The organism is Shouchella oshimensis (genome assembly GCF_002019765.1).
Classification (GTDB): Bacteria; Bacillota; Bacilli; order Bacillales; family Bacillaceae_D; genus Shouchella; species Shouchella oshimensis.
In genome coordinates this window covers 40,112-63,281 of sequence record NZ_KV917380.1, presented here as the reverse complement: position 1 = coordinate 63,281, position 23,170 = coordinate 40,112, and the positions used below count along the sequence as shown (strand labels likewise).

General features: G+C 39.2%; 23 protein-coding genes and 1 other annotated feature. Of the genes, 22 read left to right on the top strand and 1 reads right to left on the bottom strand.

The annotated features are described in order from the left end of the window. The first annotated feature begins 3 nt into the window (after positions 1–3). Positions 4–227 (top strand) — a binding site (T-box leader). 35 nt (positions 228–262) lie between these two features. From metG to abc-f, 3 genes are all read left to right on the top strand, one after another. Beyond that, positions 263–2,239 carry a methionine--tRNA ligase gene (metG, locus tag BK583_RS00335; protein ID WP_055737722.1) on the top strand — a complete coding sequence of 659 codons (1,977 nt, stop codon included), beginning with the start codon at positions 263–265 and terminating at the stop codon, positions 2,237–2,239. A 159-nt stretch (positions 2,240–2,398) separates the two neighbouring features. After that, positions 2,399–2,542 carry an RAxF-45 family protein gene (locus BK583_RS21355; RefSeq protein WP_367576360.1) on the top strand — a complete coding sequence of 48 codons (144 nt, stop codon included), beginning with the start codon at positions 2,399–2,401 and terminating at the stop codon, positions 2,540–2,542. 100 nt (positions 2,543–2,642) lie between these two features. Further along, entirely contained in the window at positions 2,643–4,265 is a 1,623-nt protein-coding gene (abc-f, locus tag BK583_RS00330; RefSeq protein ID WP_055737723.1) for a ribosomal protection-like ABC-F family protein, read from the top strand. 213 nt (positions 4,266–4,478) lie between these two features. Here abc-f and BK583_RS00325 read toward each other — a convergent pair whose 3' ends face one another. After that, the gene (locus BK583_RS00325) at positions 4,479–5,147 is read right to left on the bottom strand and encodes an adenine nucleotide alpha hydrolase family protein (RefSeq protein ID WP_038484863.1); all 669 of its coding nucleotides are present in this window, start codon (positions 5,145–5,147) and stop codon (positions 4,479–4,481) included. A gap of 140 nt (positions 5,148–5,287) precedes the next feature. Between BK583_RS00325 and BK583_RS00320 the strand changes: the two genes are divergently transcribed. The 19 genes from BK583_RS00320 (at position 5,288) to BK583_RS00230 (ending at position 23,141) form a co-directional block, all read left to right on the top strand. Further along, positions 5,288–6,061, top strand: a complete 774-nt coding sequence (locus BK583_RS00320) for a TatD family hydrolase (RefSeq protein ID WP_055737724.1) — start codon at positions 5,288–5,290, stop codon at positions 6,059–6,061. A gap of 125 nt (positions 6,062–6,186) precedes the next feature. Continuing rightward, positions 6,187–7,491 (top strand): resuscitation-promoting factor, encoded by a 1,305-nt coding sequence (locus BK583_RS00315; RefSeq protein WP_038484869.1) that lies wholly within the window; start codon positions 6,187–6,189, stop codon positions 7,489–7,491. Between the two features lie 96 nt (positions 7,492–7,587). Continuing rightward, entirely contained in the window at positions 7,588–8,151 is a 564-nt protein-coding gene (gene rnmV / locus BK583_RS00310; protein ID WP_038484873.1) for a ribonuclease M5, read from the top strand. Further along, complete coding sequence (rsmA, locus tag BK583_RS00305; protein ID WP_055737725.1) at positions 8,148–9,032, top strand: 16S rRNA (adenine(1518)-N(6)/adenine(1519)-N(6))-dimethyltransferase RsmA; 885 nt, start codon at positions 8,148–8,150, stop codon at positions 9,030–9,032. The genes rnmV and rsmA overlap by 4 nt, the downstream gene beginning before the upstream one ends. 55 nt (positions 9,033–9,087) lie before the next feature. Further along, complete coding sequence (gene yabG / locus BK583_RS00300) at positions 9,088–9,969, top strand: sporulation peptidase YabG (RefSeq protein WP_038484879.1); 882 nt, start codon at positions 9,088–9,090, stop codon at positions 9,967–9,969. Between the two features lie 373 nt (positions 9,970–10,342). Next, positions 10,343–10,606 (top strand): biofilm formation stimulator Veg, encoded by a 264-nt coding sequence (gene veg, locus BK583_RS00295; protein ID WP_038484882.1) that lies wholly within the window; start codon positions 10,343–10,345, stop codon positions 10,604–10,606. A gap of 99 nt (positions 10,607–10,705) precedes the next feature. Continuing rightward, positions 10,706–10,882, top strand: coding sequence for a small, acid-soluble spore protein, alpha/beta type (locus tag BK583_RS00290; protein WP_038484885.1), 177 nt, complete (start codon positions 10,706–10,708; stop codon positions 10,880–10,882). Positions 10,883–11,200: 318 nt separating this feature from the next. After that, on the top strand, positions 11,201–12,094 hold the full coding sequence (gene ispE / locus BK583_RS00285; protein ID WP_038484888.1) for a 4-(cytidine 5'-diphospho)-2-C-methyl-D-erythritol kinase: 894 nt from the start codon (positions 11,201–11,203) through the stop codon (positions 12,092–12,094). A 31-nt stretch (positions 12,095–12,125) separates the two neighbouring features. Further along, positions 12,126–12,953: a pur operon repressor gene (purR, locus tag BK583_RS00280; protein ID WP_038484891.1), complete on the top strand. Its 828-nt coding sequence runs from the start codon at positions 12,126–12,128 to the stop codon at positions 12,951–12,953. Between the two features lie 15 nt (positions 12,954–12,968). Then, a complete protein-coding gene (locus BK583_RS00275; protein WP_038484894.1) occupies positions 12,969–13,340 on the top strand; it encodes a RidA family protein in 372 nt (123 codons plus the stop codon). A gap of 243 nt (positions 13,341–13,583) precedes the next feature. Further along, entirely contained in the window at positions 13,584–13,880 is a 297-nt protein-coding gene (gene spoVG / locus BK583_RS00270) for a septation regulator SpoVG (RefSeq protein WP_035395108.1), read from the top strand. Between the two features lie 149 nt (positions 13,881–14,029). Then, a complete protein-coding gene (gene glmU / locus BK583_RS00265) occupies positions 14,030–15,394 on the top strand; it encodes a bifunctional UDP-N-acetylglucosamine diphosphorylase/glucosamine-1-phosphate N-acetyltransferase GlmU (protein ID WP_038484897.1) in 1,365 nt (454 codons plus the stop codon). Positions 15,395–15,418: 24 nt separating this feature from the next. Next, positions 15,419–16,369: a ribose-phosphate diphosphokinase gene (locus BK583_RS00260; RefSeq protein WP_038484901.1), complete on the top strand. Its 951-nt coding sequence runs from the start codon at positions 15,419–15,421 to the stop codon at positions 16,367–16,369. Between the two features lie 117 nt (positions 16,370–16,486). Beyond that, the gene (locus BK583_RS00255; protein ID WP_038484904.1) at positions 16,487–17,143 is read left to right on the top strand and encodes a 50S ribosomal protein L25/general stress protein Ctc; all 657 of its coding nucleotides are present in this window, start codon (positions 16,487–16,489) and stop codon (positions 17,141–17,143) included. Between the two features lie 73 nt (positions 17,144–17,216). After that, entirely contained in the window at positions 17,217–17,777 is a 561-nt protein-coding gene (pth, locus tag BK583_RS00250) for an aminoacyl-tRNA hydrolase (RefSeq protein ID WP_055737726.1), read from the top strand. Between the two features lie 64 nt (positions 17,778–17,841). After that, complete coding sequence (locus BK583_RS00245; RefSeq protein ID WP_055737727.1) at positions 17,842–18,069, top strand: anti-sigma-F factor Fin; 228 nt, start codon at positions 17,842–17,844, stop codon at positions 18,067–18,069. Positions 18,070–18,192: 123 nt separating this feature from the next. Continuing rightward, positions 18,193–21,735 carry a transcription-repair coupling factor gene (gene mfd, locus BK583_RS00240; protein WP_055737728.1) on the top strand — a complete coding sequence of 1,181 codons (3,543 nt, stop codon included), beginning with the start codon at positions 18,193–18,195 and terminating at the stop codon, positions 21,733–21,735. A 136-nt stretch (positions 21,736–21,871) separates the two neighbouring features. Further along, positions 21,872–22,411, top strand: coding sequence for a stage V sporulation protein T (gene spoVT / locus BK583_RS00235; protein WP_038484916.1), 540 nt, complete (start codon positions 21,872–21,874; stop codon positions 22,409–22,411). Positions 22,412–22,505: 94 nt separating this feature from the next. Beyond that, on the top strand, positions 22,506–23,141 hold the full coding sequence (locus tag BK583_RS00230) for a YIP1 family protein (RefSeq protein ID WP_055737729.1): 636 nt from the start codon (positions 22,506–22,508) through the stop codon (positions 23,139–23,141). The last annotated feature ends 29 nt before the right edge of the window (positions 23,142–23,170 follow it).

Genomic DNA, 23,170 nt, shown 5'->3' with positions numbered 1-23,170 from the left:
ATATACATTTCTATGAATGGATGAGTATAAAGCAGAACACTTGTACAAGAGAGCCGGGTGAGGTGAAAGCCGGTCAAGTGTTGCTTTAGAAGATGGTCCAGGAGAATTTATCTTCGAGCCTCAATGGTAAGGGGATGACGTTTGCCAGCGTTAGTGGTCTTGAGCCTTGTCTACATAGATGAGGGAATTTTGGGTGGTACCACGTAAGTTAACCTTTCGTCCCGATTGTGGATGAAGGGTTTTTTGTATTTTATTTGAAGGGATGAGAACGTTGACAAAACCATCATTTTACATCACAACACCTATTTATTATCCAAGTGGGAAGCTTCACATTGGGCATACGTACACGACTGTTGCTGGCGATGCAATGGCACGCTATAAGCGTCTTCGTGGTTATGATGTGCGCTATCTAACAGGAACGGATGAGCACGGACAGAAGATTGAACAAAAGGCAGCAGAGAGAAACATTTCACCACAAGAATATACCGATGAAATGGTGAAGCCCATTAAAGAGCTTTGGGGAAAACTAGATATTACCTATGATGATTTCATTCGTACAACAGAAGATCGACACAAAAAAGTAGTGGAGAAAATTTTTAATCAACTTCTTGCCCAAGACGATATTTATTTAGGGGAATACGAAGGTTGGTACTGTGTATCTGATGAAACGTTCTATGGTGAAAGAGAGCTTGTTGACCCTTTAAAAGACGAAGACGGAAACATTATTGGTGGTAAGAGCCCTGATTCTGGTCACCCTGTTGAAAAAGTACGGGAAGAATCTTATTTCTTTAGAATGAGTAAGTATGCTGATCGACTGTTAACGTATTACGAAGAAAATCCTGATTTTATACAGCCGGCATCTAGAAAAAATGAGATGGTTAATAATTTTATTAAGCCAGGCTTGCAAGATTTAGCTGTATCTCGAACATCGTTTACATGGGGCGTAAAAGTGCCATCTAACCCAAAACATGTTGTCTATGTTTGGATCGATGCGTTAACAAACTATATTACCGCACTTGGTTATGGTACGTCACAAGATGAGCTATATAAAAAACATTGGCCGGCAGATGTTCACCTTGTAGGGAAAGATATCCTTCGTTTTCATACAATTTATTGGCCGGTTATGTTAATGGCACTTGATTTACCCTTACCTAAAAAAGTATTTGGTCATGGCTGGTTTTTAACAAAAGACGGAAAAATGTCCAAGTCAAAAGGAAATGTCATTGATCCAGTTCCACTAATCGATCATTTTGGGTTAGATGCCATTCGCTATTATTTGTTGCGCGAAGTACCATTTGGCGCAGATGGGGTTTTTACACCAGAAGCGTTTGTTGAACGTGTGAATTATGACTTAGCGAATGATCTTGGTAATTTATTAAACCGTACGATCGCGATGATTAATAAATATTTTGATGGTTCGATGCCAGCCTATATTAAAAGTGCAACACCTTTTGATCAGGAACTAGTAGATTTAATTGATGCAACGGCAGTAAAAGTAGAAAATGCAATGGAAGAAATGGAATTCTCGATTGCATTAACTGCCATTTGGCAGCTAGTAAGCCGTACGAATAAGTACATTGATGAAACACAGCCATGGATGCTTGCAAAAGACGAAGAGAAACAAGAGCAGCTCGGCTCTGTTATGTATCATTTAGCAGAATCACTCCGTATCATCTCTGTATTCTTACGTCCTTTCCTAACGAGAACCCCAGAGAAAATCTGGGAGCAGCTCGGAATTAGTGAAGAACAAGCACAATGGGAGTCGATTCGCACATTCGGTATCATTAAAGCAGGCACAAAAGTAAGCAAAGGCACACCTGTTTTCCCTCGTTTAGATGTGGAGAAAGAAGTCGAGTATATTGTTGAACTCATGGGAGGAAAAGCAGATCCTGAGCCTGAAGAAATTGAAGATGAAAACCAAATTACCATCGACGATTTTTCAAAGGTAGAATTAAAAGTGGCTGAAGTCATTGGTGCAGAGCCAGTCGAGGGCGCAGATCGTCTGTTAAAAATACAATTAGACTTAGGTAGTGAGAAACGGCAAGTTGTATCTGGTATTGCAAAATTTTATTCACCAGAAGAATTAAAGGGCAAAAAAGTCATCTGTGTCACGAATTTGAAGCCCGTTAAGCTTCGTGGTGAGGTATCACAAGGTATGATTTTAGCTGGATCAAAAGGGAAAAAGCTTCAACTTGCCACAGTAGACGGAAATTTACCAAACGGTGCTCAAGTTAAATAACATCATTACAAGGGAGCGGTGTTAACGAACCGCTCCCTTTTTACATTTCTTTTGTCGAAACGATCCAATAGAATGAACAGAAAAGATCACTTAGAGCTGGTTTAAATTCCTTTACATTTTTTCATTTTTCAGGTAACGTAAAAACAAATAAAGTAGGAGGTGAGTAGATTGAATTCTTTTAATGGTAGCCAGGCAAAACGATTAGCGTATTTATGGATTTGTCAGGCGATTTTTTCGGCGGTAGTTAAAAATTGGATCAGTCTGTCCGTTTTTAAACAACTGTATAGAAAAATAAACCATTAGAAAGAAACACGTCTGTCTACTCGCATACGTAACACATGCAGCAGCGATCTTTCGCTGCTTTTTCGTGTTTGTTTCTTTCTTGACTAAAAAGGAGAAGCAAATGATTGATTTTTACGGAAAAAATATAGCTCAAAATTATGCAGGGAATCAAATTTTTGAGCACGTATCCATTCAACTACATGTAGGGGCGCGCATTGGATTAGTTGGCAGGAACGGGGAGGGAAAATCTACATTAGCTAAGCTAATAGCTGGTATAGAAAAACCCTCAACTGGTGAAGTAGGTTGGCGCAAGGGATTGACGAAAGCCTTGTTAAACCAAACGCCACACTATGAGGGTCTTTCTGTAAAGGATGTGTTAGAACTTCCTTTTTCTTCATTAAAGGAAATAGAAAAAAAGTTGAAAGGCATTGAAGTGAAATTGAGTAAGCCGCAAAATCAGCAAGTGCTGTCCCAGTTGCTAAACGATTATGCCGAACTACAGGAACGATACAGCATAAGTGGAGGATATGACTACCATTCTACTATACGTAAAGTATCTACAGGTTTGGGTCTGCAACCATTGCTAGGTCAGCAGTGGGAGCAGTTAAGTGGCGGAGAACGCTCCAAAGTTGAACTTGCTTGTATGATCGCAAAGAGGCCAGACCTTATTATCCTTGATGAACCTACCAACCATTTGGATCTTCTTGCTGTAGACTGGTTAATTCAGTGGTTGAATCAATATGATGGTAGTCTTGTTCTCATATCCCACGACCGCTTTTTTTTGGATCAAGTGATAACAAAAGTATGGGAAATGGATCAAGGTGTGGTATATGAATATAATGGGAATTACACCAGTTTTATTCAACAGAGAGAAGAGCGATTGCTTACAGCATTTCAGCACTATGAGGATCAGCAAAAGAAAATAAAAAAAATGAAAGAAACCATCAAACGTTTAAAAGAATGGGCAAACCGAGCAAATCCGCCTAATGCAGGTATGCATAGACAAGCAAAAAGCATGGAAAAGGCATTAAATCGAATACAACTTCTACAAAAACCTGTTTATGGAAAGAAGGTAGATTTGAGCTTTACTGAATCTCACCGTAGTGGTGAAGAGGTGTTTCAAATTAAGGACGTCTTCTTTGCTTATCATACTAACGTTATTCTTAAGGAAGCTCACTTTCTTGCACGACATCAAGAACGTATTGCCATAACTGGCCCAAATGGGGAAGGGAAATCGACAATTTTCGAACTATTGCTCGGGAAATATTCTCCGCAAAAAGGGAATGTTAAGGTGGGAGCAAGTGTTTCAGCGGGCTATTTGTCACAGCATATTCCTGAATTAATGAATGAAAAGACCGTTCTAGAGGCTTATCGAGAATATGCCACTATTGATATTGGGGCAGCTCGTTCGAAGCTTGCACAGTTTTTATTTTATGGTATGGATGTTTATAAGAGAACAAAGGACTTAAGTGGAGGAGAACGAATGCGGTTACGGTTAGCGCAACTAATGGAAGAATCTCATAATGTACTTCTATTAGATGAACCTACCAATCACCTTGATATTGAATCGAGAGAAGTGCTAGAAGAAGCAATCGATCACTATGACGGAACGGTTATAACGATCTCTCACGATCGGTATTTTCTTAATAAATATTTTCCTATTACGTACTGGTTACAAGAAGGGGTACTAACACGGTATGAAGGGTCCATTTCATACGCACAAGATGTGAGAGCTAGACAATAATGACGCTTAATGTGGATTTTGAAAAAAAGGAAAAGAGGCTGGGACAAAAGTAGATAGACAGACCAAAATGACGAACATTCCTGAAAATAGGAACGTTCGTCGTTTGTTTTATATGAAAATGAGCAGAAGGATTCTCCTGTAGCGGTGCTACTCAGCATATTTTAGACTATTCGTCTTTTCAACTACTACTTTTCGTTATGTCCCAGCCTCTTTTTAAGAGTGGTCATCCTTTACTTCTTCCTCATCGATGTCGGTTAAACTAACTACTTTCCCATCGTCAACTCGCACTTCTAAAAGTTGGTCTTCTTTTTTTAGGGCGAAGATTCCACTATTAAAATCGGTTTGTAAATGTTTGAAGAAAATACCTTCATATGTTTGTCCATCTAGGTCATCAAAATGAAGAATAAAGGTGCCTTCTTCATCTTCTACTAAATAAGCATGAACACCGCGTTCAAAATTCCAGTCTTCTGTCTCCTCAGCACGTTCTCTCGGAACAACGTGAAGATCAGCAAATGGGGCACCCTCTAATAATTCGTGTACAATTGATCCACCAAGCAACTTCGCCCAAATGCTTTCAATAAACTGACCTATGATAATTTGTGAGACACGTAACTCTTTGGCTTTTGATGTAATGACTTTTGTAATATCGTGATAATGTGACTTTTCCACAAGAAGAGTAGCTTTATATGTATCAGCTAGTTCACGAAAAAAAGTCATATCTACTTCTTTATCATTTTTAAATTCTTCATCAGGTAAAGAATCAAAAACAAGTATAGTTAAAGGAGCGTTTAATTGTTTAGCTAATCCAGCACCTCTCGTAATAAGCTTTTTTCCATTATGTCCATAGTTTACGCAAACGAGTATGTTTTCTTCTGTTGACATGTCTATACACTCCTTCCATTACTAAGCGATATTATTCCCCGTTTCTTAGGGGTTAAACGCGTTTAAAGCACTAAACAGACTCCGAATTTGAAATGCTTCTTTATTTTATTTAAAATGCGAACAGAGAGGTGATAAAAATCATGTTAATTGATACACATGTTCATTTAAATGCAGATCAGTTTGAAGATGATGTAAACGAGACAATTTTGCGCGCAAGAGAAGCGGGTGTTAAGGAAATGATTGTCGTCGGTTTTGATGAGAAAACAATTAATCGAGCGATGGAACTTATTGAAAAAGATGACTATATTTATGCGGCAATCGGTTGGCACCCAGTGGATGCAATCGATATGACTGATGATCATTTAAGTTGGATTGAAGAACTTTCAAAGCATCCGAAAGTAGTGGCAATAGGCGAAATGGGATTGGATTATCATTGGGATAAATCCCCTAAAGATGTGCAAAAGGACGCTTTTCGAAAGCAAATAGCTTTGGCGAAAAAAGTAAATCTTCCGATTATCATCCATAATAGAGATGCGGATCAAGATGTAGTGGAATTATTAGAAGAGGAACACGCAAAAGAAGTGGGTGGCGTCATGCATTGTTTCGGGGGCAGTGTTGAAATTGCTGAACGTTGTATAAAGAATAATTTTTATATTGGTTTAGGAGGACCAGTTACGTTTAAGAATGCAAAGCGGCCAAAAGAAGTCGCTAAACAAATCCCACTGGACCGACTTTTAGTAGAGACAGACGCACCGTTTCTCGCACCTCATCCGTACCGTGGGAAGCGAAATGAACCTGCTTATGTAAAACGAGTAGCAGAGGATATTGCTGATATACGTGAAATGTCATTTGAGGAATTGTGTCAAAAAACAACTGAAAATGCAAAGAATTTATTTGGTTTTAATGAACAATAGAAAACAAATAATGCAGCGACAATGCAAAAGAATGTCAAAGATTACTTAAATGTTACGTTTATGTAACGTCTGTTGACAGTGTACAGGTTGGTCTTTATAATTCAGTCCTTGAGGAGGGGCTGAAAATGGACCAATTGTCAAAACACGTTGATTTAACAAATAATCGACTTCCATTACAAACAAAAACGTTTCTCGTAGTTGGCTTATTTATTGCTCTTATTTTATTTTTTACAGGCCTATACGAGTGGAACAAAAAATCCGTAACCATTAATGTTAACGGTGAAGAGTCGGTTATCACTACACATGCACAATCAATAGAAGAATTACTTCTTGGTTTAGACATAAATGTAACAGAGCATGATTTGGTTGTACCGCACCTTGAGACTGAATTATCTGATGACATGAATATTCTTTATAAGCAAGCCCATGTAGTCACCTTAGAAGTGAACGATGAACAAGTACAAGTACCAACTACGGTGGACACCATCTATGATTTTATAAAGGAACAAGGGTATGACTATCGCTCAGAAGATCAATTAGTACCTCATGGCGACGCTGCTATTGAAGACGGTTTGACTATTACATATAAACCTTCAGTTGAGTTTCATTTTGCATATGATGGAACCGAAGATACTTACTGGAGTGCATCAGCGACTGTCGCTGACTTTTTGAAAGAAGCAAATGTGGAACTAGGTGAAGAAGACCGAGTAGAACCAAGTCTTGATGAAGTTCTTAAAGAAGGGTTATCCATACAGCTAATTAGAGTTGAAAAAGTCACCGATGTCATTGAGGAGTCAACCGCCTACGAGACGATTCGTGAAAATGATGATACGCTTAAGACAGGTGTAGAACGAGTTGTTGAACAAGGCGAGCGCGGAAAGCAAGAGTTGCATTATGAGATTACGTATGAGAACGGCGAAGAAATTAGCCGTAAGGTAATAGATACAAAAATGGTAGCAGAGCCAAAAGAGCGAGTTATTGCCGTAGGAACAAAAGAAGAAGAGGCGAAACAGTTTATTGCCGAAACAAAAACAGCTAACGCCACCGCTACTGCTAGTCAACCGACAAAAACAAGTACGTCAAGTTCTTCAAGTGAAACTAATAAACCGAAAGAAACAAGCCAACCTAAAGCAACCCAGGCAAAAACCATTCAAATGACAGCAACCGCTTATTCAGCTGAATGTAATGGGTGTAGCGGGGTTACGGCAACAGGAATTAATCTTTTAAATGACCGAAACATGAAAGTTGTTGCCGTTGATCCAAGTGTGATTCCATTAGGATCAAGAGTTCATGTAGAAGGTTATGGGGAAGCGATTGCTGGGGATACTGGTGGTGCAATTACTGGCAACAAAATTGATCTTCATGTTCCAACGAGTAGTGAAGCAATGAGTTATGGGCGTAAGACAGTTAATGTCACCATCCTTGATTAATCAATGAAAAGAAGCGGACGCTAGTCGCTTCTTTTTTTTTTGGTATAAAACAGCTAAAATATAAGGAGTATATGAGATACATGAAAGAGGAGCAAAATGAAGATTAAAGAAATAATCGTTGTAGAAGGACGTTCAGATACAGTCGCTATTAAGCGTGCTGTCGATGCAGACACAATTGAAACGAACGGATCTGCCATTGGTGAAGCAGTACTTAAACGTATAGAGCTCGCTTATGAAAGAAGAGGCGTCATTATTTTAACCGATCCAGATTATCCAGGTACCCGTATTAGAAGAATTGTTAGTGAGCGTGTTCCAGGTAGTAAACACGCTTTTATTCCAAAGGAAAAAGCACGGAAAAACAATCGGACTCTTGGTGTGGAGCATGCAAGTGATGAAGCTATACGACAAGCGCTAGAAGAAGTGCGATCAATAGGGAAAGTAAATTATCAATCAGCTATTTCCATTAGTGATTTAATAAAGGCCGGTTTGTTGTCAGGTGCTGGAGCAAAGAAGAAAAGAGAAGCGTTAGGAGAACGACTAGCGATTGGTTATGCCAATGGAAAACAATTAAAAAAAAGACTGGATGCCTTTGAAATTACGGTGGAAGAGTTTACGCAAGCATTGAAGGACATTGAGGTAATGGAGGAATCACGCACGTGAAAAAAGACATTGCGACACCAGCTCGAACGAAAGAAATATTGGCAAAGCATCGCTTTCAATTAAAAAAGAGTCTAGGGCAAAATTTCTTAATTGATTTAAATATATTAAACGGAATCGTTGAAGCGAGTGGATTTACAGAAGAAGATGGGGTCATTGAAATTGGTCCTGGCATCGGTGCTTTAACGGAACAATTGGCGAAAAAAGCAAAAAAAGTCGTAGCGTTTGAAATTGACGATCGGCTTCTCCCTATATTAGAAGATACCCTATCCCCTTATCCAAATGTGGAAGTCATTCATCAAGATGTGTTAAAAGCCGATCTAACAGACATTATCACTTCAAAGTTTAACGATACAGAACATATTCATGTTGTTGCTAATTTGCCTTATTATGTGACCACACCCATCTTAATGAAATTATTAGAGGATCGTTTACCATTAAAAAGCATTACGGTTATGATTCAAGCGGAGGTGGCTGATCGTATTGCTGCTTCTCCATCTTCAAAAGAGTACGGCGCCTTATCCATTGCTGCTCAATATTACTCCGATGCAAAAAAACGTCTGCACGTGCCTGCAAGTGTTTTTGTGCCTGCGCCACGGGTAGATTCTGCAGTGTTAAAATTAACCATTCGAGAAAAACCTCTCGTGCATGTAACAGATGAAGCGTGGTTCTTTAAAGTGTTTCATGCCTGCTTCGCTAATCGTAGAAAAACCATTATAAATAACCTTGTTCACAATTTAGTTGGAAAAGAAAATAAAGCATTGGCGCAACAAGGGTTGGAACGAGCAACGATTGATCCAATGCGAAGAGGAGAAACCTTATCAATTGAAGAATTTGCTGCTTTAAGTAATGAATTAGATCAACTGTTAAACGAAAGCCATTAAAACGAGTCACAGCCCTCTCTATACTCACATAGGCTAGATGAGAGGGGGCAACGTGATGACAGTGAAAACGGGTGATATAGTTGGTCGTCTCTCTTATAAATGTGATCTTTTATTCCGAGTATTGACCATTTCGAATGATGTAGTAACCCTCGTTGGGGAAGAAATGCGTTTACTTGCTGATGCGCCAATGGCTGATTTAAAAGTGATGACGTTAAAGGAACGAGAAGAGGATAAGAATAAAGTGAAAGAGCAAGAAGAAGCCTCTTATCGTTTATTTCGTCAGGACGCTAAGCTCATGAAACGCAGACAAGATTATCAAACACATGCTGGATACGAAGAAACATCACATTTCTTTGAGTTAAGAGGGAGAGTATTACACCTCGATGGTGATGCAAACTATTTAAATCGATGTACAGATATTTACAATAAATTAGGTGTTCCCGTTTACGGTGTTCATCTTGCAGAAAAAGAAATGCCATCCCAATTAGCATCTTTATTAAAAATGGTGCAACCAGATATTTTAGTGGTCACAGGTCATGATGCGTATTCAAAAGCAAAAGGGAATCGCAATGACCTAAAGGCTTATCGTCACACGAAGTATTTCGCTGAATGTGTGCGTATTGCCCGTGACCATACAAAAGACCTCGATCGTTTACTGATCTTTGCTGGCGCCTGCCAGTCCCATTTTGAAACGTTAATACGGGCGGGAGCGAACTTTGCGTCCTCACCAGATCGTGTCAATATCCACGCCTTAGATCCTGTATATATTGCCTCTAAATTAAGTCGAACATCCTTTTCTGATACGGTTAATCTATGGGATATTATCCGAAATACCATTACTGGTCAAAAAGGTCTTGGTGGCATTGAAACAAAAGGCAGCATGAGACTTGGGTTACCTTATAAAGAAGAATACGAAGATGAAATCGATCCTTCTTAGCTAACAGTAAAGCGTACGAAAAAAACAACGTGACCTAAATGTAGGGCGCTGGCCATATTGTACTTTTATAAGCGGGTTTATCACTTAAAGCCGTTGTTAGCTGTTTCCGTGTGCGATTTTAACGTAAGAACGTTCCTTCAAAGCCTTTTAACCGTGGCGAGAGAAATGCTTGTGCATCATGATGGGGTATATTTTTTAAAAAAAATTAATGAAAAGATGTCAATTTCTAATAAAATAGGACACAAAACATATACTATCTACAACATATTACAATATTAGTCATTGACACAGGCATGGAACGTTGTTAAAATTATTTATTTTGACTTTCAAACCATTCCTTGGTATAATGTCTATAGTGAGGTGGTTGTGGAAAATGGCAAAGACGTTAATTGACATTAAGCGAGCACTAGATAGTAACATTGGAAAGAAAATAACAATTAAAGCAAATGGAGGACGTAAAAAATCGTCTGAACAATCAGGTATGATTGAAGAAACGTATCCATCTGTATTTATTGTTAAGCTAGATGAAGATCAAAATTCTGTTGAGCGCGTTTCTTATAGCTATGCAGATGTTCTAACGGAAACGGTACAATTACTATTACCAAGTGACGGCGGTAAGCCCGCAACGCTCATCTAAGAAACGAGACTTTCTTTCCAAAAAAAAGAAAGTCTTTTTTTATTGGATTTGTGCACACTATAAATGCAGTTAATAATCAAGCAAAGGGGCGGTTTTATCATGAGCAGAAGACGAGGCGTTATGTCCGATCGCTTAAAGGAAGAAATTGCAAAAGAGCTTGGCTTTTATGACACTGTAGAAAAAGAAGGTTGGGGCGGCATTAAAGCAAAAGATGCTGGCAACATGGTAAAGCGAGCTATCGAGCTGGCGGAACAAAACCTTCATTCACGAAAATAATCATTGTGGTCTATGGTTCAGTGGAATTTCCACTGAACCATAGATTTTTTTGTTTAAACAATCTCTATTTGGGAATAGTAATACTACTAACCTATTAAATTGGAGATGATGAACATGAGTTTACAAGAATACATTACCGAAATTAACAATATGTTGGAAGAAGCGAAAACACCTATACATAATGAGAATAACGATTAAATCACCCTTTTTTCACTAAGGGTGTTTTTTTATGATGCATCAAACAGGAGAAAAGGTGGTATGTTCGATTCACAAGTGATAAAATAACCTCAGCATTATGCATGTATAGAAGGTGAGAAAGTGAAGGTTTCCATTAAGGCACCGGCAAAGATTAATTTATCATTAGATGTATTAAGAAAGCGTAACGATGGTTATCATGAAGTAAAAATGATTATGACCATGGTTGATTTAGCGGACCGAATTGATTTAACGAATTGCGACTCTGGAAAAATAACAGTAGACGTTTCAGAGGGTTTTGTTCCAAATGACGAACGGAACTTTGCTTATCAAGCGGCGGCTCTGTTAAAGAAGAAATACAAGGTATCAGCAGGTGTTCATATTTATATTACAAAGCGTATACCTGTAGCTGCAGGACTTGCAGGCGGGAGTAGCGATGCAGCAGCAACGTTGAAAGGGTTAAATCAGCTATGGGAGCTTGGTTTGACGCTGGATCAACTAGCTGAATTAGGCGCCGAAATTGGCTCTGATGTTTCTTTTTGTGTGTATGGTGGAACTGCGCTTGCGACAGGCAGAGGTGAAATCATTGAATCCATTCCATCTCCTCCACCCTTATGGGTCATCCTTGCTAAGCCACCAATTGGTGTTTCCACAAAGGAAATATATGGTAATGTAAAGCTTCATCGGGCTAAGCATGCGGATACTGATGCCATGCTTACAGCGCTTGAGAATCAAGATACAGACGGCATTTTCGCCCATCTTCATAATACGTTAGAAGACGTGACACTCGAATTGTATCCAGAAGTAAAGCATTTAAAAGACCAGATGAAGCGATTTGGTGCAGATGCTGTGTTAATGAGTGGAAGTGGGCCAACTGTTTTTGGTTTAGTGAAAACAGAATCAAGAGTGAACCGAATTTATAACGGATTAAGAGGTTTTTGCGAAGAAGTTCACGCTGTTCGATTAATTCGTACAAGCAATACTTGTCCAAAACCGGATGAAAGTGATATCTTATAAGTATATAATTCGGTTATGGCTCGGAGGGATTATGAAAAAATTAAAACGTAGTTCACGTCTAGTTGATATGACGTATTTTTTGCTCCAACATCCACATGAAGTGATTTCATTAACGCATTTTTCGGAGCGTTACCAAGCAGCGAAGTCATCTATTAGTGAGGATTTAGTCATTATTAAAGAAATGTTTGAAGATGAAGGCTATGGAGCGCTGTTAACGATCCCAGGGGCAAGTGGCGGTGTGAAATACATGCCGAGAATGAATAAAGATGAAGCAGAAACTCTTGTTCATCAACTAGTCCTTGATCTTAATAAGCCTGAACGGATTTTACCTGGCGGGTATTTGTACATGATGGATGTATTAGGAAATCCTAAATTGTTACATGAAGTCGGTCGATTATTTGCGGCTGCGCTCTATGATAAAGAGATTGATGCTGTTATGACGGTTGCCACAAAAGGTATCCCACTTGCATATGCAGTAGGTCAGCACTTAGGAGTACCGGTTAGTATTGTTCGGCGTGATCATAGAATTACAGAAGGGTCGATGGTGAGCATAAATTATGCATCAGGATCATCAGACCGTATTCAAACGATGACATTAGCAAGGCGGAGCTTAGCAGCAGGATCTAAAGTGTTCATTGTGGACGATTTTATGAAAGCTGGTGGCACCATTCGCGGTATGGTCGATTTATTAGCAGAATTTGACGCAGATCTTGTAGGGATCGGTGTGTTAGTTGAAGCTGCTGAGGTTTCTGAACGATTGGTCGATGATTACGTATCGTTAACAAAGCTAACGAATGTCGATGCTCGTGAAAAGCAAATTGAATTGTTAAGTGGTAATATCTTAGATCGATTACATTAAAAGGGGACGATTCAAATGAAAATTGTTCATACGACAAATGCACCACAAGCAATTGGACCTTACTCACAAGGAATGATTGTAAACAATATGTTCTACAGTTCCGGTCAAATTCCTTTAACGGCCGATGGCGAACTTATAAAAGGGACTGTGGAAGAGCAAACGCATCAAGTTTTCCATAACCTTAAAGCGGTTTTAAAGGAAGCTGGTTCTTCTCTTGATAAGGTAATTAAAGCAACCGTATTCATTAAAGATATGAATGATTTTCCACGTATTAATGAGGTTTATGGCGAATACTTTTCTGAGCATAAGCCAGCCCGTTCATGTGTGGAAGTGGCTCGTTTACCAAAAGACGTACTAATTGAAATTGAAGTAATTGCTTTAGTGTAAAAAGAAAAAGCGTAGCGAAACGACGATTCCTCTGTTTTGCTAGCTTTTTTTTGTAAGTGGAGATGTGTAATGAAAGGTTGTTTTAACTGTCTGCACCGTGAAATGTCGAGGATAGATCATACTGGAAAAAGAATGATCGTATTTATTTTTTGAAAAATCGTAAAAAAAGTTCAATTCTTTGAAGGAAAAAGGAAACCTCTCTAGAATGTAGTATACAGATAATCTATAAGAGAGGTGACCATCATGGAAATTACTGACGTAAGGTTACGGCGTGTCCAAACGGAAGGGCGTATGCGAGCAATTGCATCTATAACAATTGACCACGAATTCGTTGTTCATGATATTCGTGTAATTGATGGAAATAATGGCCTATTCGTTGCAATGCCGAGCAAGAGAACACCTGACGGAGAATTTAGAGACATCGCACACCCAATCTCTTCTAAAACTAGGGAAAAGATCCAAGTGGCTGTTATAGACGAGTATGAGCGTGTAGGAGAATATGAAGACGCTACCAATTATGAGGAAGCTGGTGCTTCGTAACAATAGGTTAAAGCTAAACCAGTCTGCGCAAAACGCAGGCTGGTTTTTTGTATATTTTTCAAGTATGTAAAGACGTCCAGAGATATTGAAATACGTGGTGGTTTCAAGTATAGTTTTAATGATGAACATGAACGAGTGTGGAGGGGAATATGAGCGGACGATATGCAATTGTTCTTGCTGCTGGGCAAGGAACAAGAATGAAGTCAAAGCTTTATAAAGTGTTACACCCAGTTTGTGGTAAACCAATGGTCGAACACGTTGTAGATCAAGCGAAAGCGGTCGGCTTTGATGATATCGCAGTTGTTGTTGGTCATGGTGCGGAGCAAGTAAAAGAAGCAATCCCAACTGGCGCTTCCTTTGTACTGCAAAATGAGCAACTTGGTACTGGACATGCGGTACGATGTGCAGAACCCTTGTTGAAAGGGAAGAACGGTACAACCGTAGTCTTATGTGGCGATACGCCGCTAATAACAGCTGAAACGTTAAAGACTCTAATTGCGTATCATGAACAGGAAGCAGCAAAAGCAACTATTTTAACAGCATATGCAGACAATCCACACGGGTATGGACGAGTGATTCGTGGCTCAAACGGTGAAGTCGATAAAATAGTCGAACAAAAAGATGCATCTAGTGAAGAGCTTCTTGTGAATGAGATTAATACAGGTATTTACTGTTTTGATAACAATACGTTATTTGACGTATTACAAATGGTGACAAATGATAATAACCAAGGTGAATACTACTTACCAGACGTAATTGGACTCTTAAATAAAAAAGAGGAAAAAGTGTGTGCCTATGTAACACCAACAATGGAAGAAACCATTGGTGTAAATGATCGAGTTGCACTAGCACAAGCCGAAAAAGCGATGCAAGCTCGAATAAACACGTACTGGATGACACAAGGGGTTACGTTCATTGATCCGAACACCACATATATTTCCGTTGATGCAACAATTGCACAAGATACGACACTATTTCCTAACGTTAGTATAAAAGGGAACACTACCATTGGTGAAGATTGTATCATAGAGTCAGGTAGTGAAATTCACCATTCTGTCATTGAGAAAGGCGTTCACATTCGCTCCTCTTATATTTATAATAGTTATGTGCACGAAGGTGCTGCTATTGGGCCTTTTGCTCACATACGACCTGATTCCACTGTCGGTAAAGAGGTTAAAGTCGGTAATTTTGTGGAATTGAAGAAAGCAAGTATCAATGACCGCAGTAAAGTATCCCATCTAACATACATTGGGGATGCAGACATTGGCAAAGATGTTAACGTTGGATGTGGGGTCGTGACTGTTAATTATGATGGCACAAATAAGCATCAAACAACAGTGCATGACGGTGCGTTTATTGGCTCAGGATCAAACTTAGTCGCACCTGTTGAGATTGGAAAGCATGCCTTTGTAGCAGCTGGTTCAACGATAACGAATCATGTAAATGATTACTCACTGGCGATAGCACGAGCTAGACAAGTAGATAAAACAAACTATATAAAAAAAGATCAATAACATTTACTGGAGGTAACACAAGAAATGGCAAACTATAGCGACCCAAGCTTAAAGGTCTTTACTCTTAATTCTAACAAGGCTTTGGCTGAAGAAATCGCTCGACATATTGGAGTTTCTCTTGGAAAGAATTCTGTCATGCGTTTTAGTGATGGTGAAGTTCAAATTAACATTGAAGAAAGTATTCGTGGTTGTGATGTATATTTGATTCAATCAACATCGGCTCCAGCGAATGAACACTTAATGGAACTCTTAATTATGATTGATGCAGTAAAGCGAGCTTCAGCGCGTACGATTAATATCGTCATGCCTTATTACGGCTATGCGAGACAAGATCGCAAAGCACGGGCGCGAGAACCTATCACAGCTAAACTTGTGGCTAATCTGCTTGAAACAGCTGGTGCAACTCGGGTATTAACAATTGACCTCCATGCAACTCAAATTCAAGGTTTCTTTGATATCCCAGTTGACCAGTTAATGGGTGTACCAATTTTATCTGATTATTTTAGCAGCAAAGGGCTTGACGATATTGTTGTTGTTTCTCCAGATCATGGTGGAGTGGTGCGTGCTCGTAAAATGGCCGATCGCTTAAAAGCACCAATTGCTATTATTGATAAACGTCGACCAAGACCAAACGTGTCAGAAGTAATGAATATTGTTGGTAATATTGAAGGAAAGACAGCCATTATTATTGATGATATTATTGATACAGCAGGAACAATTACACTTGCGGCGAATGCTTTAGTAGAACAAGGAGCAAAAGAGGTATATGCTTGCTGTACGCACCCTGTTCTATCTGGTCCAGCAGTAGATCGAATTCGTAATTCTAAGATTAAAGAATTGGTTGTAACGAATACAATTGATCTGGAGGAAGAGAAAAAAGGTGCGAACATTACAGAGTTGTCTGTAGCGGAGTTGATGGCTGAGGCTATTATTCGTGTACATGAAGATGCTTCTGTATCAACTTTATTCGATTGATTTTTGTTATCAACCTAGAGAGAACTTACGAAAAAGAACAAGGAATTCTGTTTGAAAACTGACCTTTAAGGGAACACAATTAACAGACGTGTAAAACTAAGATGAGGTGAAAGAAAGATGACAGTATTACAAGCTCGTGATCGTAAAGACTTAACAGGACAAGAAACAAGAAATATTCGTCTAAATGGTTTTGTGCCAGGCGTACTATATGGTAATAAAATCGAAAGTCAGCCGGTTTCAGTAGAAAGTGTTGCTTTCTTAAAAACAATGAGAGAAGTAGGCCAAAATGGTTTATTTGATCTTGAATTAGAAAACGGTAAAAAGCATCACGTTATGGTGCAAGAAGTTCAAGTGGATCCTTTGAAAAATCATTACACGCATATTGATTTCTTCGAAGTGAATATGAAAGAAAAACGTGATGCAAATGTACCTGTTCATTTAGAAGGAGAAGCGCCAGGGGCAAGCGAAGGCGGTATCGTGAATCATCTTCTTTATGAAATTACGGTACATTGTTTACCAGCGGATATTCCAGAAAGCATTACGGTAGACATTTCAAGTTTAAACGTTGGTGATACGCTATCAATTTCAGAGATGCGTTCTACCGTTTCTGTGGACATCGTAAATGAAGATGACGAAGCGATTGTGACGGTACAAGCACCGACGGTAACAGAAGATCCAGATGAAACAGAAGAAGATGGAACGACTGCGCTAGGTGTAGAAGCAACAGAAGAGCGTGAGGATGACGACAAAGATCGTCCAGGTCGTGTTGAATAGTAAATAAAGTGACGAAAGGTATGACCCTTTGGGGTTATGCCTTTTTCGTCAAGTTAGAATAAAGGAGTTACACATGAAGTTAATTGTGGGGCTAGGAAATCCTGGTAAACAGTTTGATAATACAAGACACAATATTGGGTTTGACAGTGTTGACCTCATAGCTGAACAGTTCGATTCATCTCTTACCAAGCAAAAATTCAACGGCTTATATGGAGAAACGATTGTACATGGTGAGAAAGTAATGTTGCTAAAGCCTTTAACGTATATGAACCTCTCTGGAGAGTGTGTTCGGCCATTTATGGATTATTTCAATGTAAGCTTAGATGAGCTTGTTGTTTTGTATGATGATTTAGATATACCACCAGGAAAAATACGTTTACGCCAAAAGGGGAGTGCAGGTGGTCATAACGGAATTAAATCACTTATTCATCATTTAGGAACTCAAGAATTTAACCGGGTTCGTATTGGTGTGGGACGCCCGACTAACAATGAACCAGTCGTGAAATACGTCTTAAACCGCGCTGCAGGTGATGAGAAAGCGCTTTTAGAGGATGCCATTAAAAAGACGGCACAATCGATTGAAGCATGGATAACAAAGCCGTTCCTTGAAGTGATGAATGTATACAACCGATAGGATAATGTCTCATTCTTTTGATCATACTGTAAACAAGAATATCTGTTTACAAGGAGTGGTTAAAATGGCTGTGCATTATGGTTGTAAGTACTGTCAAAAACAAATGGCAACGCTGGAAGATCAATATACTTTCGATGAATTAGGGATAAGCAAATTAGGTGCGGTAGATCAGTTAGAAAGCGTTCGAGTAACTCAAGAAGGTGATATCCATATTGCGGCAATTTGCGAAGATTGTTATCAAGCTTTCCAATTAAATCCGCTTTTGCATGAAATTCAAAATGTGATTCATTAATAGCAACAAAGCTTTGGTATCCTTAAAGACCAAGGCATTTTTCAATTAAAACGAGCGTAGGATTGATAATATAAACGATGTAGTGAACTGCAAATCGTGTTAGCGAAACCAGGGGGAAAAGAAATGTTAGGATTGCAACAGTTTGTCAGTGGAACGAATGAGCTACAAACCATTGCTAACGGAATAGAAAAAGGTCAAAGTGAACAGGTGTTATCAGGCTTAACAGGTTCGTCGAGAACAGTTGCGAGCGCTTCTCTTTACCGGGAAACGCAGCGCAACCAGCTTATTGTGACACATAATTTATTCCAAGCACAAAAAATGTACGAAGATCTTGTTGATTTATTAGGGGAAGAAAAAGTTTATCTTTATCCAGTAAATGAATTAATCTCAGCAGAAATTGCTGTTGCTAGTCCTGAAATGAAAGCGCAACGCATTGATGTGTTAAATCGACTTGTAAATGGATTCTCAGGCATAATTGTCGTTCCTCTTGCAGGAGTTCGCCGATTACTACCGCCGAAAACAGTATGGGCTCAGTATCAACTGGATGTAACGGTTGGAACGGACGTTCAAGAACTTGATGCGTTTATTAGTCAGCTCGTGTCAATGGGCTATAGACGAACGGATATGGTCTCGGCACCTGGTGAAATGAGTGTCCGTGGTGGCATCATTGATTTGTATCCACTTACAGAAGAACATCCAATTAGGATCGAACTTTTTGATACAGAGATTGATTCTTTGCGATACTTCTCGTTAGAGACGCAGCGCTCCGAGGGACAGCTCGAAACCATTAAAATTGGACCAGCTGAAGAAGTATTATTAACATCAACACACTATAGTCATGCAGCGTCTGTTTTAGAAGAACAGCTAAACGTAACCACCAAAAAAATAGCGAATAAAAAAACACGGGAATCCTTGCAAGAGCGAATCCCGTTTGAAATTGCGCAATTAAAGCAAGGACAACCGTTCGAAGGTATGTATAAATACATGTCGTTTTATTATGAGAGTCCGCATACGCTTCTTTCCTATATGTCAGAGCACGCTGTTATTTGGATTGATGAAATGACTCGAGTAAAAGAGATGTCGGAAAACCTTATAAAAGAAGAAGCAGAGTGGCATACAAGCATGATTGAACAAGGGGCTATTGTGCACGGTGCAGAAATGTCTTATGAACTGCTAAATCGATTACAAGAAATCCCGCAATCAATAGTTTACTCCGCTTTATTTCAAAAACAAATTCCAGGGACAAAACCGCAGCAGGTGCTTAATGTCTCTTGTAAATCCATGCAGAATTTTCATGGACAAATGGATTTGCTTACATCGGAAATCAATCGCTGGATTGCTAATCATTATACGGTTCTGTTTATCGCTGGAACAGAAGATCGGGCAAAGCGACTTTCGTTAAATCTTTCTGACGAGAATATTGACGCTCATCTTATAGAAGGAAAAACAACATTAACCAGTGGAACGGTGCAAATTTACACAGGTCATTTGCATGCGGGGTTTGAATTACCTGAGCAAAAGCTTGTTGTTATTACGGAAGAAGAAGTGTTTGCCAAACAAGCAAGAAAGCCAAAGCGCCGTCAAACCATGTCCAATGCAGAACGAATTAAAAGTTACTCAGAACTCGCTGTTGGTGACTTAGTTGTTCACGTTAATCATGGTGTTGGGAAGTACTTAGGCGTTGAAACCTTAGAAATAAATGGCGTTCATAAAGATTACTTAAATTTGCGTTACGCTGGAAATGACAAGCTGTATGTTCCAGTAGAACAAATCGATCAAGTCCAGAAATATGTAGGATCTGAAGAAAAAGATCCAAAAATCTATGCCCTTGGTGGAAACGATTGGAAAAAAGTAAAAAGTAAGGTGAAGTCGTCTGTTGAAGATATAGCAGATGATTTAATCAAGCTTTATGCAGAAAGAGAAGCGAGCGTTGGCCACAAATTCTCAGAAGATGGGCCAGAACAGGCGGATTTTGAAGGTTCGTTCCCATATCAAGAAACAGAAGATCAAATACGTGCTATTGCAGAGATAAAAGAAGACATGGAAAAGCAACGTCCGATGGATCGTTTACTTTGTGGTGATGTAGGCTACGGTAAGACTGAAGTTGCAATTCGTGCTGCCTTTAAAGCTATTATGGATGGAAAACAAGTGGCGATCCTTGTACCAACAACGATATTAGCACAGCAACATTTTGAAACCATTTCAGAACGGTTTTCAGAGTTCCCAATTACGGTTGGTGTGCTTAGCAGATTCCGCTCGAGAAAAGAGCAAACAGAAGTACTAAAAGGCTTAAAGGCTGGTTCTGTGGACTTGGTTGTTGGAACGCACCGTTTATTGTCAAAGGATATTGTCTTTAAAGACCTCGGCTTGTTAATTGTTGATGAGGAACAGCGATTTGGCGTTACTCATAAGGAAAAAATTAAACAGTTAAAATCGAACATAGACGTATTAACGCTAACAGCAACGCCAATTCCAAGAACGCTTCATATGTCCATGTTAGGTGTACGTGACTTATCTATTATTGAAACGCCTCCAGAAAATCGTTTTCCTGTTCAAACATACGTGGTGGAGTACAATCCATCCATTGTACGGGAAGCTATTGAGCGTGAAATGACTCGGGGTGGTCAAGTCTATGTTCTTTACAACCGAGTAGAAGATATTGAAAGAATGACTGAACAAATAGCCATGCTCGTACCAGATGCAAAGGTTTCTTATGCGCATGGGCAAATGAATGAGCGTGAGCTAGAATCGATTATTTTAAGTTTCTTAGAAGGTGAAAGTGACGTACTGGTCACAACGACAATCATTGAAACAGGTGTCGATATTCCAAATGTGAATACACTCATCGTTAGTAATGCCGATAAAATGGGCCTATCGCAGCTTTATCAAATTCGTGGTCGAGTTGGTCGTTCAAATCGTGTTGCGTACTCTTATTTTACGTACCAACAAGACAAGGTGCTAACGGAAGTAGCTGAGCGTCGACTTCAGTCTATTAAAGAATTTACGGAACTTGGATCTGGATTTAAGATAGCGATGAGGGATTTAACAATTCGAGGCGCAGGTAATCTATTAGGAGCTCAGCAGCATGGGTTTATTGATTCCGTTGGTTTTGACTTGTACTCACAAATGCTAAAAGATGCAATCGACGAGCGGAAAGGAACGAAAACGAAAGAAGAGACGTTCCAATCAGAGTTATCCATTAGTGTAGATGCCTATATTCCAGAGCGGTACATTCCTGATGCTAAACAAAAAATTGAAATGTATAAGCGGTTTAAAGGTATTGAAACAATGGATGAACTAACCGACCTTCAAGATGAATTAATTGATCGGTTTGGTGAATACCCAAAACAAGTCGACTATTTGTTAGGTCTTACGAAAATAAAGCATCTTGCAGATCAATATAAAGTTGAAAAAATCAATGAAGCGAAAGATGCCATTGTTATACTCCTTTCGAACGAAACCACACAATCGATTAAGATTGCGTCATTCATGGAATCTGCACGCGCCATTGGTCGGTTTATAACAGTCGGAACTCAAGGAGATCAGTTGAAAGTAACAATAAAAACAAAGAGTATGTTAGCAGAGCAAATGCTAGACACGACGTTTGAAGTACTGCAAGCTGTGAAGCGAGCCCATCTAAGTCAAGGGCAAGTTACCGTTAGCTAGGAAGTAGTCATCAAATCAATAAGATATTTCATCAATTGGTGAATAGTTCTTAAAAAAGGAAGGATACTACAGTTATAACAAATTGTATTCTTCCTAAATGATTTGATTTTACATCTTAGAAAGCGAGGCTTTATGTATGAAAGCAACTGGAATTGTAAGACGTATTGACGATCTTGGCAGGGTTGTGATACCTAAAGAAATAAGAAGAACATTACGCATTCGTGAAGGTGATCCGCTGGAGATATTTGTCGACCGAGAAGGTGAAGTTATTTTAAAGAAATACTCACCAATCTCTGAGCTAGGTGACTTCGCAAAGGAATATGCCGAGGCCTTATACGATAGTTTAAATCAATATGTGTTAATATCTGATCGTGATACATATATTGCGGTAGCTGGCGCTTCTAAAAAAGAATACGCAAACAAGGCCGTTGGTGAAGTAATTGAAACGGTAATGGCTAACCGTAAATCCCATATGGAAGCGAATGCAGGCGAGTATAACCTTGTTGGCGATCACAAAGATGATTATAAAGGCTACGTGGCAGCACCAATCATTGCTAGTGGTGATCCTATCGGTGCAGTTGTGATTTTCTCTAAGTCAGAATCACTTTCAGGAAAACTAGAACAAAAAATGGCTGAAACAGCAGCCGGCTTCCTAGCCCGTCAAATGGAGCAATAGTGTTAAAAAACATATGAGCGCTCTCGCTCGTATGTTTTTTTTAATTTTATTTCGTAACCATTTAGAATAAAATAAAGAAAAAAGGGAGGATTATATGAGTACATTCTTTAAAGTTTGGATAAATCCAAGAGGAGTTATACGCAACAAGATAGAGGAGGAAGCAACCGTACAACCATTTGGGAAGTATTTACTTCTTGCCTACATATCTGGAGTTTTCTCGATTATGTTTTCTTTTGAAATGGAGGCTCCTTTTTCAGCTACCATCTTTAGTCTTTCGGTCTTCCTTGGAGCGATCGTTACGTCTGTTTTATCGGTCTTTTTAATGCCTGTTTTATTTAAATGGTTCGGTAGTTGGGTTGGTGGTAGAGGTTCATTAGCAGAAGTGAGAGTCGCTGTCATTTATACGCAAGTGTTACCTCAGATCTTCATTGGCATTTTACTATTACCGTTTATCTTATTAATTGGTGAGAACTTTTTCTTAGTTTATGAGAATTCTCTAGAACCCCAGCTAAGCGGCTTACAAAATTGGGCACTACTTGTAGCCTCGTTGCTTCTCATTCTATTATTTGTATGGCAATTTATTGTGATGTTACAAGGATTAGGGGAGGCACACGGTTTCTCTGCGTGGAAGTCATTACTCGTCTACATCATTTTTACTGTTTTACTAACCATTGTCTTAGTAATTGTTGGTTTGATCTTGGCGTTAACGATTGGTGTACTATTTATTTAGATAGGAAAGGCCCCTTGTCTGCTAGACAG

Bases quoted from the DNA above. Each gene is read 5' to 3' on its own strand.
- pth (WP_055737726.1), top strand. From the start codon at position 17,217: ATGAAGTTAATTGTGGGGCTAGGAAATCCTGGTAAACAGTTTGATAAT.
- yabG (WP_038484879.1), top strand. From the start codon at position 9,088: ATGACAGTGAAAACGGGTGATATAGTTGGTCGTCTCTCTTATAAATGT.
- BK583_RS00315 (WP_038484869.1), top strand. From the start codon at position 6,187: ATGGACCAATTGTCAAAACACGTTGATTTAACAAATAATCGACTTCCA.
- BK583_RS00230 (WP_055737729.1), top strand. From the start codon at position 22,506: ATGAGTACATTCTTTAAAGTTTGGATAAATCCAAGAGGAGTTATACGC.
- metG (WP_055737722.1), top strand. From the start codon at position 263: ATGAGAACGTTGACAAAACCATCATTTTACATCACAACACCTATTTAT.
- rnmV (WP_038484873.1), top strand. From the start codon at position 7,588: ATGAAGATTAAAGAAATAATCGTTGTAGAAGGACGTTCAGATACAGTC.
- purR (WP_038484891.1), top strand. From the start codon at position 12,126: ATGAAAAAATTAAAACGTAGTTCACGTCTAGTTGATATGACGTATTTT.
- BK583_RS00245 (WP_055737727.1), top strand. From the start codon at position 17,842: ATGGCTGTGCATTATGGTTGTAAGTACTGTCAAAAACAAATGGCAACG.
- glmU (WP_038484897.1), top strand. From the start codon at position 14,030: ATGAGCGGACGATATGCAATTGTTCTTGCTGCTGGGCAAGGAACAAGA.
- BK583_RS00290 (WP_038484885.1), top strand. From the start codon at position 10,706: ATGAGCAGAAGACGAGGCGTTATGTCCGATCGCTTAAAGGAAGAAATT.
- spoVT (WP_038484916.1), top strand. From the start codon at position 21,872: ATGAAAGCAACTGGAATTGTAAGACGTATTGACGATCTTGGCAGGGTT.
- veg (WP_038484882.1), top strand. From the start codon at position 10,343: ATGGCAAAGACGTTAATTGACATTAAGCGAGCACTAGATAGTAACATT.
- BK583_RS00320 (WP_055737724.1), top strand. From the start codon at position 5,288: ATGTTAATTGATACACATGTTCATTTAAATGCAGATCAGTTTGAAGAT.
- abc-f (WP_055737723.1), top strand. From the start codon at position 2,643: ATGATTGATTTTTACGGAAAAAATATAGCTCAAAATTATGCAGGGAAT.
- BK583_RS00325 (WP_038484863.1), bottom strand. From the start codon at position 5,147: ATGTCAACAGAAGAAAACATACTCGTTTGCGTAAACTATGGACATAAT.
- BK583_RS00275 (WP_038484894.1), top strand. From the start codon at position 12,969: ATGAAAATTGTTCATACGACAAATGCACCACAAGCAATTGGACCTTAC.
- BK583_RS00255 (WP_038484904.1), top strand. From the start codon at position 16,487: ATGACAGTATTACAAGCTCGTGATCGTAAAGACTTAACAGGACAAGAA.
- spoVG (WP_035395108.1), top strand. From the start codon at position 13,584: ATGGAAATTACTGACGTAAGGTTACGGCGTGTCCAAACGGAAGGGCGT.
- BK583_RS00260 (WP_038484901.1), top strand. From the start codon at position 15,419: ATGGCAAACTATAGCGACCCAAGCTTAAAGGTCTTTACTCTTAATTCT.
- mfd (WP_055737728.1), top strand. From the start codon at position 18,193: ATGTTAGGATTGCAACAGTTTGTCAGTGGAACGAATGAGCTACAAACC.